Origin of the sequence: Caryophanon latum (assembly GCF_001700325.1) — a bacterium.
Lineage (GTDB): Bacteria > Bacillota > Bacilli > Bacillales_A > Planococcaceae > Caryophanon > Caryophanon latum.
The window spans coordinates 13,063-27,876 of sequence record NZ_MATO01000008.1; the positions used below are offsets into that span (position 1 = coordinate 13,063).

The following is a 14,814-nucleotide window of genomic DNA, read 5'->3' on the forward strand; positions in this document are numbered from 1 at the left end:
TTGTACAGCCTAAATGTATTATTCTAAACCATATGTTTGTGCACCTTGTCTATTGTATATTTGAGCAATCCACAGCCCATGTATACCAAAAATTCGAACAGCTTTTACTTGGCTGGATTTTGCATCACCTGTACAACACCAATTACAAAAATGCTCACAATTGTTAAAAATCAAGTTGTAGTCACCTTCACCTAGTCGTGATTTTGCTCGTTCTATAATTTCTGTAGATGTAAAAGATTGTTGGTGAGGAGCAACCCAAAATACATTATTTTTCACAAAGTTTTTTAGTGAAACTTCACAAATTGTGCCGCTTGTTCCGGGTTCACCGGAATAGTGAATCAATTTATTGTTACCAATGTAAATGCCGTGATGTGTGTAATAACCCCGATTAACAATGACATGGTCACCGGGTAAAAGCTTTCCTTCTACATCATAACTATTAAACCATTCCATAAATTCATCGTGAATTTGATCTTCATTTGCAATTAAAACATGCGCTGTGTTCAAACCGATATTTTTCCAGTTACTTAAACACTCATCATCGATAAAACGGATTTCAAGTGTACGGTCAGCGTTAATAAATACATCTTCAAAAGAAATCATCATCGTCTCTTCAAAAACATCTACTTCAGTATCTCCAAAACGACTAGTATCTTGCTCACAATTAATAAATTTAATCGTTGTAAAATTTGCACCGTTCCCTTTGAAAATAATTTCTGCGCCATCTATAAGTAATTCACTTGTAGCATCAATTTCAAAATGTCGTCCATTTAAATGAATGACCAGATTTTCTGTAATGTCGACACCAAACTGTTCTAACTCAAAAAATCCATTTTTCATATATTCGTTTAGTTGTTGTTGATTTGTAGCGGTTAACATGACAACACCTCGATTCATTATCAATATATATAATAATTCAAAATAATAGAAAAGGGAATTTTATGTATTTATAATTTTTCCCGTTTTTCATAAAACAATGCTAAAATACAACTATCTTAACGAGAAGAAGGGTTGCGTGTGGCAATTTTAACGGTTTTATTTGGTGTGGCGGTATCGCTCCAATCGGCGGTGAATGCACGGCTGCGATCGTTCGTGCAGTCGCCATTTTTAACGTCACTTTTATCGTTTGCGATTGGGACGGTTGCGTTGCTCGTATTAACAGCGTGGCGCGGGGAGCTCGGGTTATTGTCGCCGAGCGCGCTCGTGCAACTGCCGCTTTGGACGTTTGCAGGCGGACTGCTCGGGCTGACGTTTTTAACGGTCAACATCGTGCTATTTAAAAAAATCGGTGGGGTGCAAACGGCCGTACTACCGATTTTAGGGCAGCTCGTCATGGGTGCGCTCATCGACCAGTTCGGCTGGATTTATGCACCGGTGAGCGAAATGACCGCTTCCAAAGCAATTGGACTGCTGCTCGTCGTTTGCGGTGTTATCGTCGTAACCGATTTAGCGTTTGCGGCAATGAAGGCAAAAAGTGACGCGCCATTTATTTGGAAAGTAGTCGGTGTTGTAGCGGGCATGATGAGTGCGGTGCAGGCAACGGTGAACGGACATTTAGGAAGCATACTAAGCTCGGCTGTGACGGCGGCGACGATTTCATTTTTAGTCGGCACGCTGCTACTAATCGTCCTTGTATTTGTGACGAAAGCACCGTTTGCGAATGTGCGCGTCGCATTGCAGGCAGGTCCGCGTTACGTATGGATGTGGACAGGTGGCTTGCTCGGTGCGTTTTACGTGTTCGGCATGGCATTTGCCGTACCTGAAATTGGCGCAGGGCAAGTAATCGTTTTCGCGCTATTTGGGCAGCTACTAAGCAGCGCGATCATCGAGCATTTCGGCTTACTCGGCGCGACAAAAAAGCGCATGACATGGCAAAAAGTGTGCGCACTCGTGGTCATGCTTGTCGGCGTCATGCTCGTGAAATTATAAACAGCGTGGCAGCTAGTATATTTTTTACGCTAGCTGCTTTTTATTTTGAAGGATTTTACGTGCAATTGATAGAATATAATCATTATTCAGGAAAATGATGTAAAAGGAGCGTGGTATAATGAAGCTGTTATGTAAACCGTGTACGCTGCTCGACGCTGAAACCGTTCGGGATTTTGCGGAGCGCACATTTGTTCATACGTTTGCTCATTTGAATACGAAAGAGGATATGGACGCGTATGTACATAAAGCATTTAGCATCGACAAAGTACGCACAGAGCTGAGCAATGCCGATTCGTCATTTTATTTTGTGTACGCCGATGATGTGCTAGCAGGTTATTTGAAGCTAAATGAGGAACTTGCGCAAACGGATGTGTTTGACGAGCATTCCCTCGAAATTGAGCGCATTTATGTGTCGATCGATTTTCAAGGCAAAGGGATAGGGACATATTTAATGAACGAGGCGATTCGCATTGCCAACGAGCGCGGCAAGGAGTATGTGTGGCTCGGCGTGTGGGAGAAAAACGAACACGCGCTGCAATTTTATGAAAAGCACGGCTTCGTCAAAATTGGTACGCATAAGTTCGTATTTGGCAATGAGGAGCAGCTTGATTACATTATGAAGAAAGATTTATAAAAGTAGTTGTGACTTTACATTTTTATATGAATTTGAAAAAGGAGACTTCATTTTTGTAGTCTCCTTTCGTTATTCCGAAAACTCTTCAAATAGTGTGTGAAGCTCACGTGCATCGTACATGTGCGGATCGCTAATGAATTTCTCGATATCCACTGTGCCATCGTCTAAAAATTCGATTTCCCATCGCTGCCCTGGCACGACGACAGCAACCATTACCGCTTCAGGGCGCACTTTCGTTAACGTATAAAAAATACCGACATCGTCTAGCTTATTTAGAAAAGCATTGAATTCGCGTAACTGCATGTAACCCCTCCACCTCTATTTTAATCATTATACGTATTCATACAATTGATGTAAAATATATGTAGAGAAATGTGAGGGAGTGATTTTTGCATGTTGAAAGAGATTCATTTTTCAAAATGGAAAAGTTTTGACGAAAGTGTATTATATATTGATCCATTAACTGTATTAATTGGAACGAATGCAAGTGGCAAGTCTAACGCTTTAGACGGATTGGAATTTTTAAGTCGCATTTCAACAGGCAAGGATTTGCAATCGTCATTAATGGGAGACCCGACATTAAAAGGGATACGAGGTGGAATCGAATGGGCAGCTTTATCTTCTCATGATGAGTTTACACTAGGTGCTTTAGTACAAGGCGAAGATGAAAAGACCGATTATTTATATAATATTACGGTTTCAGTACGTCCATATGTACAGCTAAAGTCTGAATCGTTAGTAAGAATACGTGAACGTAGCAATACACCAAAAAATCCATATACAGTCAATTTAATTAGTGCAGATAATACGAGCGAGGATAGCCCAAGTATTATTGCAAAATTATATAATGGGCGCGGTGGAACAAAGCGTGAATGCAAAAAGTCACATTCGATTTTAAGTCAGCTTTACAATTTATCCATTCAAAAGGACGTTTCCAAAGGTGTTGATATCGTTTGTAAGGCGCTACAAGGAATTTTCATATTAGATCCGATTCCTAGTTTAATGCGTAACTATACAGCGTTTTCGAAAGTGCTAAACAACGATGCTTCAAATATTGCGGGTGTTTTAGCAGCATTACCAACAGACGAGAAAAAACGTGTAGAAAGTATTTTATTAAAATATGCAAAGCAGTTACCTGAGCGAGATATTACAGAAGTGTATACAAAACCAGTAGGCGAGTTTGAAAGGGATGCGATGCTTTACTGTAAGGAAGATTGGGGCAATGAAGAAATTAAAATGGATGCGCGTGGTATGTCGGACGGTACGTTACGCTTATTAGGTATTTTAACCGCATTGCTCACTCGTCCATCTGGTACGCAAATTATTATTGAGGAAGTTGATAATGGGTTGCATCCATCACGATCAAAGCTTCTATTAAATATGATTCGTAATATTTCGACTGAACGCCAAATCGATGTACTCGTGACGACGCATAACCCTGCTTTATTGGATGAGTTAGGTCCAGAAATGGTGCCATTTATTGTCGTTGCGCATCGTGATCAAATGACAGGTGAAAGCAAGTTAACTTTATTGGAGGATATTGAATCGTTGCCGAAGCTTATGGCGTACGGAAAAATTGGGAAATTGTCAAGTGAAGGCAAAATTGAAGAGGCATTAGCTGAGGAGGCAGCACAAGATGAGTAAAATCATTGTTATTGATACGTCAATTTTATGTTGTCATTTACAAGTGCCAGGGAAAGAAACATGTGGCCCGCTACATGATGTATGGACGTATGAGCGCGTTGAAAAAGAGATTCAGCAGGCAATTCAAGATAAATGTACACTCGTGTTACCGTTAGCAACCATTATCGAAACAGGAAATCATATTGCGCAGGCAGCGGGAAATCGATTTGAGGTTGCACAAAAATTTGCAGCAATTTTAAAGTTAACGGCTCAAAATCAAACACCGTGGGCAGCATTTGTCGATCAGTCTGTATTATGGACGGAAGAAGGCTTGATGACGCTTGCGAAGGAATGGCCAAGTTACGCGGCACAAGGTTTAGCAATTGGTGACACGACGATTAAAAATGTCGCTGACTATTACGCGGCTACAGGAAAAACGGTGAAGATTTTAACTGGAGATGAACTGTTGCGTGCTTATGAACCAGCGCCTAAAGATGTTCCAAATGTTCCAAAACCGAGAAGACGAAAATAATGGAGAGAAAACGAATGATTCAACCTATTACAAACGTAACCGAAGCGCTCGCCGTCATGCACGCTGCGTTTGCGCGTTACAAAACAGATGCTCAGCCGTCGAGTGCGTTAGAGGAAACGATCGAGACGTTCGAGCAGGAGCTAGCAAAAGGTATACATATTTTTGGGGCATACGAGGAAGGCGCATTAGTCGGCATCGTCAAGTGTAAGTTGACCGATGCATTCGGCTATTTTTCGCGTTTATCGGTGTTGCCGAACAAGCAAGGGCGCGGCATAGCGAAAAGTTTAATTGCGTATTGCGAGCAGTTTACGAAGGACAACGGGCGCGACAACATGCAGTGCAAAGTTCGTAAGTCCGAGATCGCTAACATCGCATTGTATGAGCGACTTGGCTACGTCATTATTGACGAAGAAGTCATTTACAATACGAACGGAGATGCGGTGTCGGCGGTGACGATGGAGAAGCAACTATGAAGCGCTATGTGATAAAAACGTTATTAAACAGTTCGTTTCAAAAAATTACAAGGGAGAAAGACAAGTTTTTCGTGCAAGCAGCGCATGATTTTTACGTAATGTTACCGAGTTTACATGTGCGTTACGTGACGTATACAGGTAAAGCACCGAAGCATATGGAGCACGTACAACATTTTAAGCACGTGTATACGCCGACTATATTGCCACATCACTTATTACATTTATTAAATACGGTCGATCATTTAAGTGTATATCGATTGGCGAAAAATGGGGAAATTTATGAATTGCTCGTAAATAAAAAGACGATTACATTTACGAAGCAAGATGTTACGTTTAATGGGAAAACGTATCGTATGAATCATTTCGCTTACCGAGAGCCGATGTTTGAATATATTTTTAATCGTCAGCTAACTGAAGACGATCGTCGCGTATTGACTATTCGATTAGCAAGCCGATATGCGCAGGAGCTACAGGAGCACGAGTTCATACAGCTTTTAGAGCATGTAAATGTGCTTGCTTATGAAACGGTTGAGGATTTGCTCGTTCATACAGCGTTAAGTGCTATGCATGCTATTTTCGAAAATGCGGAAGATATTAAAGTGCCTACATATGGACAATATGCGTTGTACATGTCGACATCGCAGGAGGACATTGATGAGGCAATTTCTATATTGACGAGCAAGCCGTTTTATGAGCGGGTGAAGCAAATGTTGGTCGTAAAACGAGTTGAATGTATGGAAGCACGTCAACAACAAATAGCGCAACGAGAGCAGGAGAAACAAGAGGAAGCAGCGCGTCGGCAACAGGAGAAAGAACGTGCGCAACAATTAAAGGAGCAACAGGAGGAAAATAATCGAAAGCAGGAAGCGGCACGTATAAAGGCAATGGAGCAAGAGGAAATACGTCGTCAGCAAAATATAAAAAAAACGATTACAGCGTATGAAGCATCATGCCAACAGCTAGTAGAAACAACACCGTATGAGGAATGGCTCATTGAAGAATGGTCGATGAAAGCAGACGTCGGTTCGGAAATTGAGATTAACAGTAACGTTGATTTGCAGCAGTTTTTCGAAACGAATCCATCTAATGCCTTACCTTGCTTATTTTCATGTGGTGGATATAAACAATACAATTCAACTGTTGTGAAACGATTAATCGCAGGACAACGATTAGTTGCCTACGTTTTACCAAGAGGACGAAAATCATTTGATACAACATATCCGACTGTATATATCCAATCTGTCCGTAATGAGGAGCGCCGCCAACAGGTTTTTGCAGATGTGCAAGCTCAGCTAGATATGGCATATGAACATTATATGAGCAAGCTACAAGCGAAGGCGAAGGAGCCATTTGTTTATACATTTTGTTCGCTATTTAAAGGCGAAAAAGTAGACTATTTCGATTTTCTTGCTTCATCAGGACGCATCGTAATTGCGCTGATAGATGGTGAACTATATTTTGTAACTGAAAATGGGATTCGACTTGAAAAAGTGAAACTTGCAACGGACAACATGATGAAGCTCAATAAAATGGGAAGTGAAATGATTGAAGAAGCATATGCACAAGGACAAATGTTATATGGTATTAAAACGAAATCGTCTTCAAAGTACGGCAAAGAGCATGTGCATTATCAAATTTCTAATCGTGAGGCATTGTTGTCTCCACCGACGATCGAGGAAAAGAAGCATCTTTTTTTTCAGGAGTCTATTAGTGAACGTCGTTATTATGTATCATCTGATTGGAAGCCACCAACGACTGCAGAATATATAGCATTTGAAGAAGCATGTGCGCATAACGACATAATGTTAGAACAAGGAATGTGGAATTTTGTATCATCGCCAGCAGACATATCTGATATAAATTATCGGAAATATTTAGCAAGAGATGAAATCGTTCCAGGAGAGCCATTTTTATTGCAATGGGAAACAGAGAAAACATATTACGATTGCGAATATGTAAAAATTAATATCGTCCGAGAAGATGGCTACAAAGTCGGTGTTATTTCAGGTGATAATGCGATTCATATTGCGTACGCTCTACATCAACAAATTCCGTACGAAGCATACGCGAGTTCTGAGCGTCAACGAGATTCGCATGACGTGAAAATTTATGTCGTTTTTTCGCTCTAACGATTTCTTTTTCATATATGCATATATTCGTATACTGCTGAAATTCGCTTCTTCCCGCGATTTATGGCATCATGTACAAATCAACCACATATGTTGATTAGCCAATTTTAGAAAATGGAATCTGTTTTCAATGACAAAATTGAAATGAATACGACATCTTAATGGCAGTGCACGTGCGGCAACAGCGTGAGCAAGAGACTACAGGTTCTCGCCACGCCCCAGGAACGCGAGCCGTCATACGTGTACTGCCAGTTTAAAGGATTTAATATATACATATATGAATATATTTGATTGTCACTGCAAGCTAGGATTGATACATACCGATTGCTTGAAACAAGAGGCGGACTCCAGCGGGAAAAGCGTGAGCAAGAGACTACAAGATCGCCCCACGCCCTAGGAAAGCCTGCCTCGACGTGGAAAGCAACTCGAAGTTATGGTGAAGAGCCATATATTCATAGATTTGCAGCTGTCGAAGTAATTGCATCGCTTATTCGTTCAATTTATGGCATAATGTACTAATCAACATACAGTTAGGATGACGGAATGAGACAGTTAGTAGAAGTACAAGTACAATCAGAGGCAATTAAGCAAATGACAAACGGGAATCCGTTACTTTTAAAGGACGCGATTACATTACCAGCAGGCGACATCGAGGAAGGCAGCTTACTGCGCTTAGTCGACAAAGCAGGCGGCTATATCGGTACGGGCTATTACGGCACGCAAAATAAAGGGATCGGCTGGATTTTAACACGTAAAGAGCGCGAGCAAATTAACGAAGCGTTTTTCGTGAAAAAAATTCGTGAAGCGGCAGAAAAGCGTGCAGCATTTTTCACGTCGGACGATACGACAGCGTTTCGCGTGTTTAACGGTGAAGGAGATGGCATCGGCGGGTTAACGATCGATTTCTTTAACGGTTTTTACATGGTGAGCTGGTATAGCGCAGGCATTTATTCGTTCCGCGAAGATATTTACAATGCATTAAAGGCGGCGGTAAATACACGCGGCGTTTACGAGAAGCTGCGTTTTGAAACGAACGGGCAATACATTGAAAAAGATGATTACGTATCGGGCGAAAAGGGTGAGTTCCCATTAATCGTTATGGAAAACGGCATGCATTATGCGGTCGATTTAAACGACGGCGCGATGACGGGCATTTTTTTAGATCAGCGTAACGTGCGTAAATCATTGCGTGACAATTACTCAGACGGTAAGACGGTATTAAATACGTTTTCTTATACGGGGGCGTTTTCGGTTGCGGCAGCTTTAGGCGGTGCAGCGGGGACGACGAGCGTAGATTTAGCAAAACGCAGCTTACCAAAAACGATTGAGCAGTTTGCGGTAAATGGCATCGACTACGAGTCACAAGACATTAAATTGATGAACGTTTTTGATTACTTTAGCTATGCGGTGCGTAAAGGGCTGAAGTTTGACCTCGTTGTGCTGGATCCACCGAGCTTTGCGCGCACGAAGAAAATGACGTTTAGTACGGCAAAGGACTATCCGAAGTTACTTCAAGATGCGATTGCGATTACGAATGACGGCGGTGTCATCATTGCATCGACGAACAACGCAAGCTTCAACATGAAGAAGTTTAAGACGTTTATCGAGAAAGCATGTACAGCAGCGGACGTGCGCTACAGCATTTTAGAAGAGCATAAGCTGCCAGCAGATTTTGCGGTGCCAAATAATTGCCCAGAATTTAACTACTTAAAGGTTGTCTTTTTACGTATTACGAAATAATGAAAACGGCTAGCGCGATTATGTGCTAGCCGTTTTTGTATGAGCGTAACAAATTACAATTGAAAAAGCATTCGAGGCGGCACTGTTGCTTCGAATACTTTTTTAGTTAGTTTTCGAATAAATTAGCATGAGCAAATAATGCTTCTGTTGCGCGTTTTAATGCGTTCGTACGTAAGCGTATTTCCGATTTTGGGTAAAACATAATCGTGTTGTATTGCTTCATCAGCAAATAAAAGTACGAATCCGTTGCTAAGTCATCGTCATTTAAACGATAGTAGCCGTCACGAATATTGAGGTTTGTAAATTGCTCGTTATGCTCTAGCGGTTGTCCGAGCTCCTGTAATATTTCAAGCATTGTATAATAGGCGAACAAAAAATGCACTTCGTATGCTTGGCGGTTTTGTATAATAATATGATCTTCTGGTAGCGCGCTATATAATATTTGAATGAGTTGAAACGTAAAAGAATGCGTAAACGATTTTTCGCTTTTTAACACTTTATGAGGAAGTAAGGATGAAAAGCCGAGCCATGCATTTAACACTGCTAATTTTTGATCTGCTGTATCGTGCAACAGTGTCGGAAGCGGTGGTAGCATATTGATATATTTGTCCCAATAACGATCGAACAATGCGATATGCTCCTTTGCGACAGCGGTGTAAATAATATCTTTCGTGAACAAGCAGCTACAACCCCTTATTTATAATATAGCTCCATTATATACCAATAAAAGGGTGTGGATAAACAATTTTTTGCTTTTAGCATATTTTTTTGTCAAAAAATTCATTTAATTAGTCGTTTGACGTTGAACATCACGTCTCCATGTTATTTCGCTCGCTGCCGTTGCTCCTAGTAACAGCAATCGACCGAATAGTTGAAGCTCTCTCATCGGTTCGTTTAATATGACAGCGGAAATGATGATAGCTGATAGTGGATCGGTGTAGCTAAGCATGGCGCTGCGTTGTCCGCTTAAATGTTCCAACCCTACGAAAAATAACGAAAAGCCAAGTGCTGTGTTGATGATGCCGAGAATAAACAAAAACGGTACATCTTGCATCGACAGCGAAAAAACTTGCCATACCCGTGCATCGCACAATCGGCATCGGCATGCGAGAAGAACGGGCATTGTCACTGGCAGCACGAAAGTTTTTGACGTACGTTGAGCAGTCGCCATTTGTCAAAAAATAAACAAAAGAACTTCATCTTTATTTCACAATTGTGTTTTATGATGGAGGAGAAAGAGTAGGTGAGCGTGCATGAGAATAGGGCTATTGCTTGCAGCTAGCACATTGCTCCTTGCTAGTTGTGGGGCAGAGACGTACACAAGCATACGAGAGGATGTTTCGTTTGTGGCGACAGTCAATCAATTAGAGCCATCGATGACTTTTTTTAACGACGACTTACATGCAGTTGCGACGTGGGCATTTGATGAAGCATATAGTGGAGCGACATTAGTCGATAATGATACGATTGCATTGTATGGTATGGGTGTGCCGTTTGTGGCGCTTTATCATGTATCAACAGGCGAACTACAAACGAAGCTTGAGACGGGCGTTGGTGTGACGAACGTCATTGCGGGCGACGATGAGCTGTACGTTGCAAATAAAGAGCAAAATACGGTGAGTGCTTTTTCGTTTAGCGGTGAGCAGCTGCGAGACGTCGTCGTTGGTAATTATCCGTTATCGATGGCGTATGCGGATGACACGCTGTACGTACTGAATTTTAAATCGGATTATTTGTCGGTTATTGAAGCAAAGACGTTTCACGAAGTCGCGCAATGGCAAATTCCACGTTCGTCAAATGGCATTGTTGTAAATGAGGAGACGAATACACTTTGGATTGGTGGACACGGCGACCATACGAGCAACGATCAAGTGCTCGTCATTGACCGTAAAACAGGTAGTATAAAGCAAACGTTGCAGGCGCCACAAATGCCAGTTGCGCTCGCACAGCACGACGATGAAATTAGCGTCATTAGCCACGGCTCTAACACATTGCACCGCTTCACGAAAGATGGTAAGGCGATTGACACGCTTGAAATTGGCGCGAATCCGTTTAGCGTTGCGTATTTTAACGATGCGATTGTCACAGCTGGCTATGACGATCATACACTATACGTCGTGGATGGGGAGCAAGTGCGTGCGTATGACACAGGCGAAGGACCGTTTCAGCTTGTAATAAGGGAGTGACATAATGGAAACGATATTAGTTGTCGATGATGAAGTACAAATGCAGCAATTGATTAGCATATTTTTAAAAAGCGAAGGGTATCACGTACTGACAGCGAGCTCAGCACATGAGGCGGAGCAAGTGCTGACACAGCAAAAAGTTGACTTACTATTGCTCGACGTCATGATGCCATTTATGGACGGCTTCACGTTTGCCGAGCATATTGCGCCGCGCTATGACGTGCCGATTATTTTTTTAACGGCGCTCGATGCAAAACGCGATAAGTTAAAAGGTCTTACAATCGGAGCGGAAGATTATATCGTCAAGCCGTTTGACGCATCGGAGCTCATTGCACGCATTCGTATCGTGTTGCGTCGAGGCAAGCACCCGCTTCAGTCGAGCACAAAAATTGTGACCGAGCATATTGTGCTAGATAAGGCGAGTCGACAAGTGTGGGTGAAAAATGAGCTCGTTAACTTAACATTAAAGGAATTTGAGCTGCTTGCGACATTTTTAACGCATCAGCAACACGTATTTTCACGTGATGAGCTATTACATACAGTGTGGGGAATTGATCATAGCGGAAGCGGTCGCACAGTCGATACGCATATTAAAACGCTGCGCATTAAATTAAACAAAGGGTGTAACGGTGTTGGCGAGCATATTAAGACGGTGTGGGGTATCGGATACCGCTACGAAGCGAACGCATGAAAAGCATCTTCACGAAAATTTTCAGCTTAAATTTATTGTTTTTAGTTATTGCACTCATGTTTATGTTCATTTTTGCGAACTTTTTGTACGAGCAGTTATACGTACATGACATTGAGGACAATATGCGCGAAGTCGGCACGGAATTGCAGTCGCTCTATACAGGTGGTGACGTGTCCGATGAATTAATTGAGCTTGTGCAGCACCATAGCCAGTTTTTAAACTACGATGTATTTGCGGTGCGCGACCCGAAAGATTTAAGTGCGTGCTTGCCGTTTGAAATGGATCACGGATCGATTATTGGTCCGAATGAGCGCCAACAGTTAATTGCAGGTGAAGTCGTCGTTAACGTCGGCTACGAGGAAATGTTTGATAAGCGCGTCTTATCGGTCGTGCATCCACTCGTTGACAACCAGCGTTTAGAGGGCATCATTTATCAATATTACCCGATTGAAGACATTGCCGTCGTTGCGCAAAAAGGGCTGTCCATTACAATCGTCGGCGCGGTGTTGTTTATGCTTCTTGCCGCTATTATAAGCTACATCGTCATTCGAAAAATGGTCGCACCGATTATTGCGTTGCGACAAGCGGTTCAAAAAATGAAGGACGGTCGTTACGATACGCGCGTCACACTCGTTTCAAAGGACGAAATCGGGGCGCTCGGACAGGCGTTCAACGACATGGCACACGCAATTGAACAAGAGGACGAGCGCCAACGGGAATTTTTAGCGACTGTGTCACATGAGCTGCGCACGCCACTAAGCTACATCGCTGGTTACGCAGAAGGGATTGAAAAAGGGATTGTACAGGACGAGCAGCACGTGTGGAGCATTATTCGAAGTGAAACGAAGCGCATGCAAAAGCTAACGTCCGAGCTGCTTCAACTAACAGCACAGCAAACGCGTACAATTGAGCACGAGCCGGTCATTATGGCGGAAGTGTTGCGTCAAGCAGTCGACGTATTGTCGCTAAAGCTTGAGCAAAAAAAGCTGATTGTCACGCTGCACATCGACGAAGACTGGATTGTGCGCGGCGATGCATTTTTATTGGAGCAAGTGTGCATTAATTTATTGGAAAATGCGATTCGTTATACGGAATGCGGGCGCACGATTACAGTGGAAACGAGCATCGCAAAAACGGCGGGCACGTTAACGATTGCAGATGAAGGGATTGGCATTGCGCCAGAGCATGTGCCGCACATTACGGAGCGCTTTTATCGCGTGAACAATGCACGCAGCACAGCAGACGGTGGTACAGGGCTCGGCTTAGCAATCGTCAAGCAAATTGTCGATGCGCATGAAGGCACGCTGCACATCGCAAGCAAGCAAGGTGAAGGAACGAGCGTGCATATTACGCTACAAAACTATGATGAATAGAGGGGTATACGTGAGAACGTACATAGCGATGATCGTCGTGTTGCTGTCGTTTGTGCTGCCGATGCACACGTACGCAGCAAACGACCATGAGGATCATCATACGACCGAAGAATTTACGCCGATTGAACGCGATCCGAACGAAAAATCGGAGTTGCAGGAGCTCATTGACGCGACGCCAGCAAACGGTGTGTTGAAGCTAGAGGATCGCACGTATCGCGGCAGCATGAGCATTACGAGGCCGATTACGATTGAAGGAACAGACGACACGGCGGTTAAGTCGCTAAACGTCGTATTTACGATTGAAAATACAGAAAACGTCACGCTGCGCAACTTGCATTTAGAAGCAAATGTGCTCGCGCTGTACGCATCTAAAATAAACAATTTAACGCTTGAAAACGTCACGATTGCAAGCAGTCCAGCAGCGATTCATATTAATAAAAGTCAAAATGTTTCGTTAAACAATCTGGACATTATCGGCATGGAAGGGCATTTTGCGAAAAAGGAAAATGCGGTCGCGCTGTTTGATGTGAATAAAGCGACGTTAACAAACATGAGCATTCAAAATATGCTCGATGCGATTTACGTCGAGCGCGTTCAGCATTTAACGGCACATGATAATGTTGTTAGTGGCAACCGCTACGGCTTTCACGTCATGTATAGCGATTACATTTCGTTTTCGAACAACACAATTACGAACAATATGACCGGGCTCATGATTATGATTGCAAAGGACGTACAGTTACGCGAAAATATGATCGAGCAGCATAACGATTTAAACAGCATCGGTACGTATTTGTATGATGTCGAGGACGTTGCGTTTAAAAACAATACGGTGCGTGAAAATACGATGGCATTTGATTTGCAAAATGCGCGCAACACCGTCATTTCTGACAACGTTTTCTCGACGAACGGTACAGTGCTACAGCTTAAAAAATCAGGAACAGCCGACGTACATAGCAACATGTTTTATGCGAACATTTTAACAGCGCGCGCAGATGCGGAAAGTTTCGCCTTACGTAAAAATAGCTATGATGATTTTAGCGGCTATGATTTTGATGAGGATGGATACGGAGACACACCGTATATCGCATCGAACGCGTTTGGGCAATGGATGGTGCAAAAGCCAGTGTATCAATATTACATGGGCTCGCCTGCTGTAACGGTATTAAATACAATTGAAACGGCGGTAACAGGCAACGCGAAGTCACTCATTATTGATGAACACCCACAAATTATACAAAATGAAGTTGCGCTTACGTGGCAGCCACAATGGGTATTGTTTGGCACATTGCTTACGACGCTTGCTGGCTTATTTTGGACGATTAGGAGATGGTTTATGTGAAGAAATGGTTATTCATGATTAGTTTATTATCGGTGCTTGTGTTAGCGGCATGTGGAGAAAAAACGTACGAGCCGCGCGAAATTAATGCGGAGACGGACGTGTGCTACATGTGCAATATATTGCAGCAAACCCTACGTAGAAGCCAGGGTAGAACGGTGTGTT

General features: G+C 42.7%; 15 protein-coding genes. 11 read left to right on the forward strand and 4 right to left on the reverse strand.

The window, feature by feature from the left end:
* Positions 1 to 18: 18 nt before the first annotated feature.
* Positions 19 to 879, reverse strand: coding sequence for a lecithin retinol acyltransferase family protein (locus tag A6K76_RS02385; RefSeq protein WP_066461712.1), 861 nt, complete (start codon positions 877 to 879; stop codon positions 19 to 21).
* A gap of 138 nt (positions 880 to 1,017) precedes the next feature.
* Between A6K76_RS02385 and A6K76_RS02390 the strand changes: the two genes are divergently transcribed.
* Entirely contained in the window at positions 1,018 to 1,929 is a 912-nt protein-coding gene (locus A6K76_RS02390) for a DMT family transporter (protein WP_169817975.1), read from the forward strand.
* Positions 1,930 to 2,047: 118 nt separating this feature from the next.
* Complete coding sequence (locus tag A6K76_RS02395) at positions 2,048 to 2,563, forward strand: GNAT family N-acetyltransferase (RefSeq protein WP_066461714.1); 516 nt, start codon at positions 2,048 to 2,050, stop codon at positions 2,561 to 2,563.
* Between the two features lie 69 nt (positions 2,564 to 2,632).
* Here the strand turns inward: A6K76_RS02395 and A6K76_RS02400 are convergent, their stop codons facing one another.
* A complete protein-coding gene (locus A6K76_RS02400) occupies positions 2,633 to 2,866 on the reverse strand; it encodes a hypothetical protein (protein WP_066461715.1) in 234 nt (77 codons plus the stop codon).
* Between the two features lie 90 nt (positions 2,867 to 2,956).
* Between A6K76_RS02400 and A6K76_RS02405 the strand changes: the two genes are divergently transcribed.
* The 5 genes from A6K76_RS02405 (at position 2,957) to A6K76_RS02425 (ending at position 9,060) form a co-directional block, all read left to right on the forward strand.
* A complete protein-coding gene (locus tag A6K76_RS02405; protein ID WP_066461716.1) occupies positions 2,957 to 4,207 on the forward strand; it encodes an AAA family ATPase in 1,251 nt (416 codons plus the stop codon).
* Entirely contained in the window at positions 4,200 to 4,718 is a 519-nt protein-coding gene (locus A6K76_RS02410; protein WP_066461718.1) for a hypothetical protein, read from the forward strand. The genes A6K76_RS02405 and A6K76_RS02410 overlap by 8 nt, the downstream gene beginning before the upstream one ends.
* A gap of 14 nt (positions 4,719 to 4,732) precedes the next feature.
* The gene (locus tag A6K76_RS02415; RefSeq protein ID WP_245671943.1) at positions 4,733 to 5,191 is read left to right on the forward strand and encodes a GNAT family N-acetyltransferase; all 459 of its coding nucleotides are present in this window, start codon (positions 4,733 to 4,735) and stop codon (positions 5,189 to 5,191) included.
* The gene (locus A6K76_RS02420) at positions 5,188 to 7,320 is read left to right on the forward strand and encodes a hypothetical protein (protein WP_066461722.1); all 2,133 of its coding nucleotides are present in this window, start codon (positions 5,188 to 5,190) and stop codon (positions 7,318 to 7,320) included. Before A6K76_RS02415 ends, A6K76_RS02420 begins: the two co-directional genes overlap by 4 nt.
* Before the next feature lie 543 nt (positions 7,321 to 7,863).
* Positions 7,864 to 9,060 carry a class I SAM-dependent rRNA methyltransferase gene (locus A6K76_RS02425; RefSeq protein ID WP_066461724.1) on the forward strand — a complete coding sequence of 399 codons (1,197 nt, stop codon included), beginning with the start codon at positions 7,864 to 7,866 and terminating at the stop codon, positions 9,058 to 9,060.
* Between the two features lie 106 nt (positions 9,061 to 9,166).
* Here the strand turns inward: A6K76_RS02425 and A6K76_RS02430 are convergent, their stop codons facing one another.
* A complete protein-coding gene (locus A6K76_RS02430; RefSeq protein ID WP_066461726.1) occupies positions 9,167 to 9,739 on the reverse strand; it encodes a hypothetical protein in 573 nt (190 codons plus the stop codon).
* Positions 9,740 to 9,844: 105 nt separating this feature from the next.
* On the reverse strand, positions 9,845 to 10,231 hold the full coding sequence (locus A6K76_RS02435; RefSeq protein ID WP_083995209.1) for an EamA family transporter: 387 nt from the start codon (positions 10,229 to 10,231) through the stop codon (positions 9,845 to 9,847).
* Positions 10,232 to 10,406: 175 nt separating this feature from the next.
* Between A6K76_RS02435 and A6K76_RS02440 the strand changes: the two genes are divergently transcribed.
* Genes A6K76_RS02440 through A6K76_RS02455 form a run of 4 tightly spaced genes read left to right on the forward strand, consistent with a single transcriptional unit; the run spans position 10,407 to position 14,652 of the window.
* On the forward strand, positions 10,407 to 11,246 hold the full coding sequence (locus A6K76_RS02440) for a YncE family protein (RefSeq protein WP_083995211.1): 840 nt from the start codon (positions 10,407 to 10,409) through the stop codon (positions 11,244 to 11,246).
* Positions 11,247 to 11,250: 4 nt separating this feature from the next.
* Positions 11,251 to 11,937, forward strand: coding sequence for a response regulator transcription factor (locus A6K76_RS02445; protein ID WP_211271727.1), 687 nt, complete (start codon positions 11,251 to 11,253; stop codon positions 11,935 to 11,937).
* On the forward strand, positions 11,934 to 13,310 hold the full coding sequence (locus A6K76_RS02450; protein ID WP_066461738.1) for a sensor histidine kinase: 1,377 nt from the start codon (positions 11,934 to 11,936) through the stop codon (positions 13,308 to 13,310). The genes A6K76_RS02445 and A6K76_RS02450 overlap by 4 nt, the downstream gene beginning before the upstream one ends.
* Positions 13,311 to 13,320: 10 nt before the next feature.
* Positions 13,321 to 14,652 carry a right-handed parallel beta-helix repeat-containing protein gene (locus tag A6K76_RS02455; RefSeq protein ID WP_066461739.1) on the forward strand — a complete coding sequence of 444 codons (1,332 nt, stop codon included), beginning with the start codon at positions 13,321 to 13,323 and terminating at the stop codon, positions 14,650 to 14,652.
* The last annotated feature ends 162 nt before the right edge of the window (positions 14,653 to 14,814 follow it).

Excerpts from the sequence above, each read along its gene's own strand:
- A6K76_RS02420 (WP_066461722.1), top strand. The coding sequence starts at position 5,188 with ATGAAGCGCTATGTGATAAAAACGTTATTAAACAGTTCGTTTCAAAAA.
- A6K76_RS02395 (WP_066461714.1), top strand. The coding sequence starts at position 2,048 with ATGAAGCTGTTATGTAAACCGTGTACGCTGCTCGACGCTGAAACCGTT.
- A6K76_RS02415 (WP_245671943.1), top strand. The coding sequence starts at position 4,733 with ATGATTCAACCTATTACAAACGTAACCGAAGCGCTCGCCGTCATGCAC.
- A6K76_RS02450 (WP_066461738.1), top strand. The coding sequence starts at position 11,934 with ATGAAAAGCATCTTCACGAAAATTTTCAGCTTAAATTTATTGTTTTTA.
- A6K76_RS02410 (WP_066461718.1), top strand. The coding sequence starts at position 4,200 with ATGAGTAAAATCATTGTTATTGATACGTCAATTTTATGTTGTCATTTA.
- A6K76_RS02445 (WP_211271727.1), top strand. The coding sequence starts at position 11,251 with ATGGAAACGATATTAGTTGTCGATGATGAAGTACAAATGCAGCAATTG.
- A6K76_RS02385 (WP_066461712.1), bottom strand. The coding sequence starts at position 879 with ATGTTAACCGCTACAAATCAACAACAACTAAACGAATATATGAAAAAT.
- A6K76_RS02400 (WP_066461715.1), bottom strand. The coding sequence starts at position 2,866 with ATGCAGTTACGCGAATTCAATGCTTTTCTAAATAAGCTAGACGATGTC.
- A6K76_RS02425 (WP_066461724.1), top strand. The coding sequence starts at position 7,864 with ATGAGACAGTTAGTAGAAGTACAAGTACAATCAGAGGCAATTAAGCAA.
- A6K76_RS02435 (WP_083995209.1), bottom strand. The coding sequence starts at position 10,231 with ATGGCGACTGCTCAACGTACGTCAAAAACTTTCGTGCTGCCAGTGACA.
- A6K76_RS02405 (WP_066461716.1), top strand. The coding sequence starts at position 2,957 with ATGTTGAAAGAGATTCATTTTTCAAAATGGAAAAGTTTTGACGAAAGT.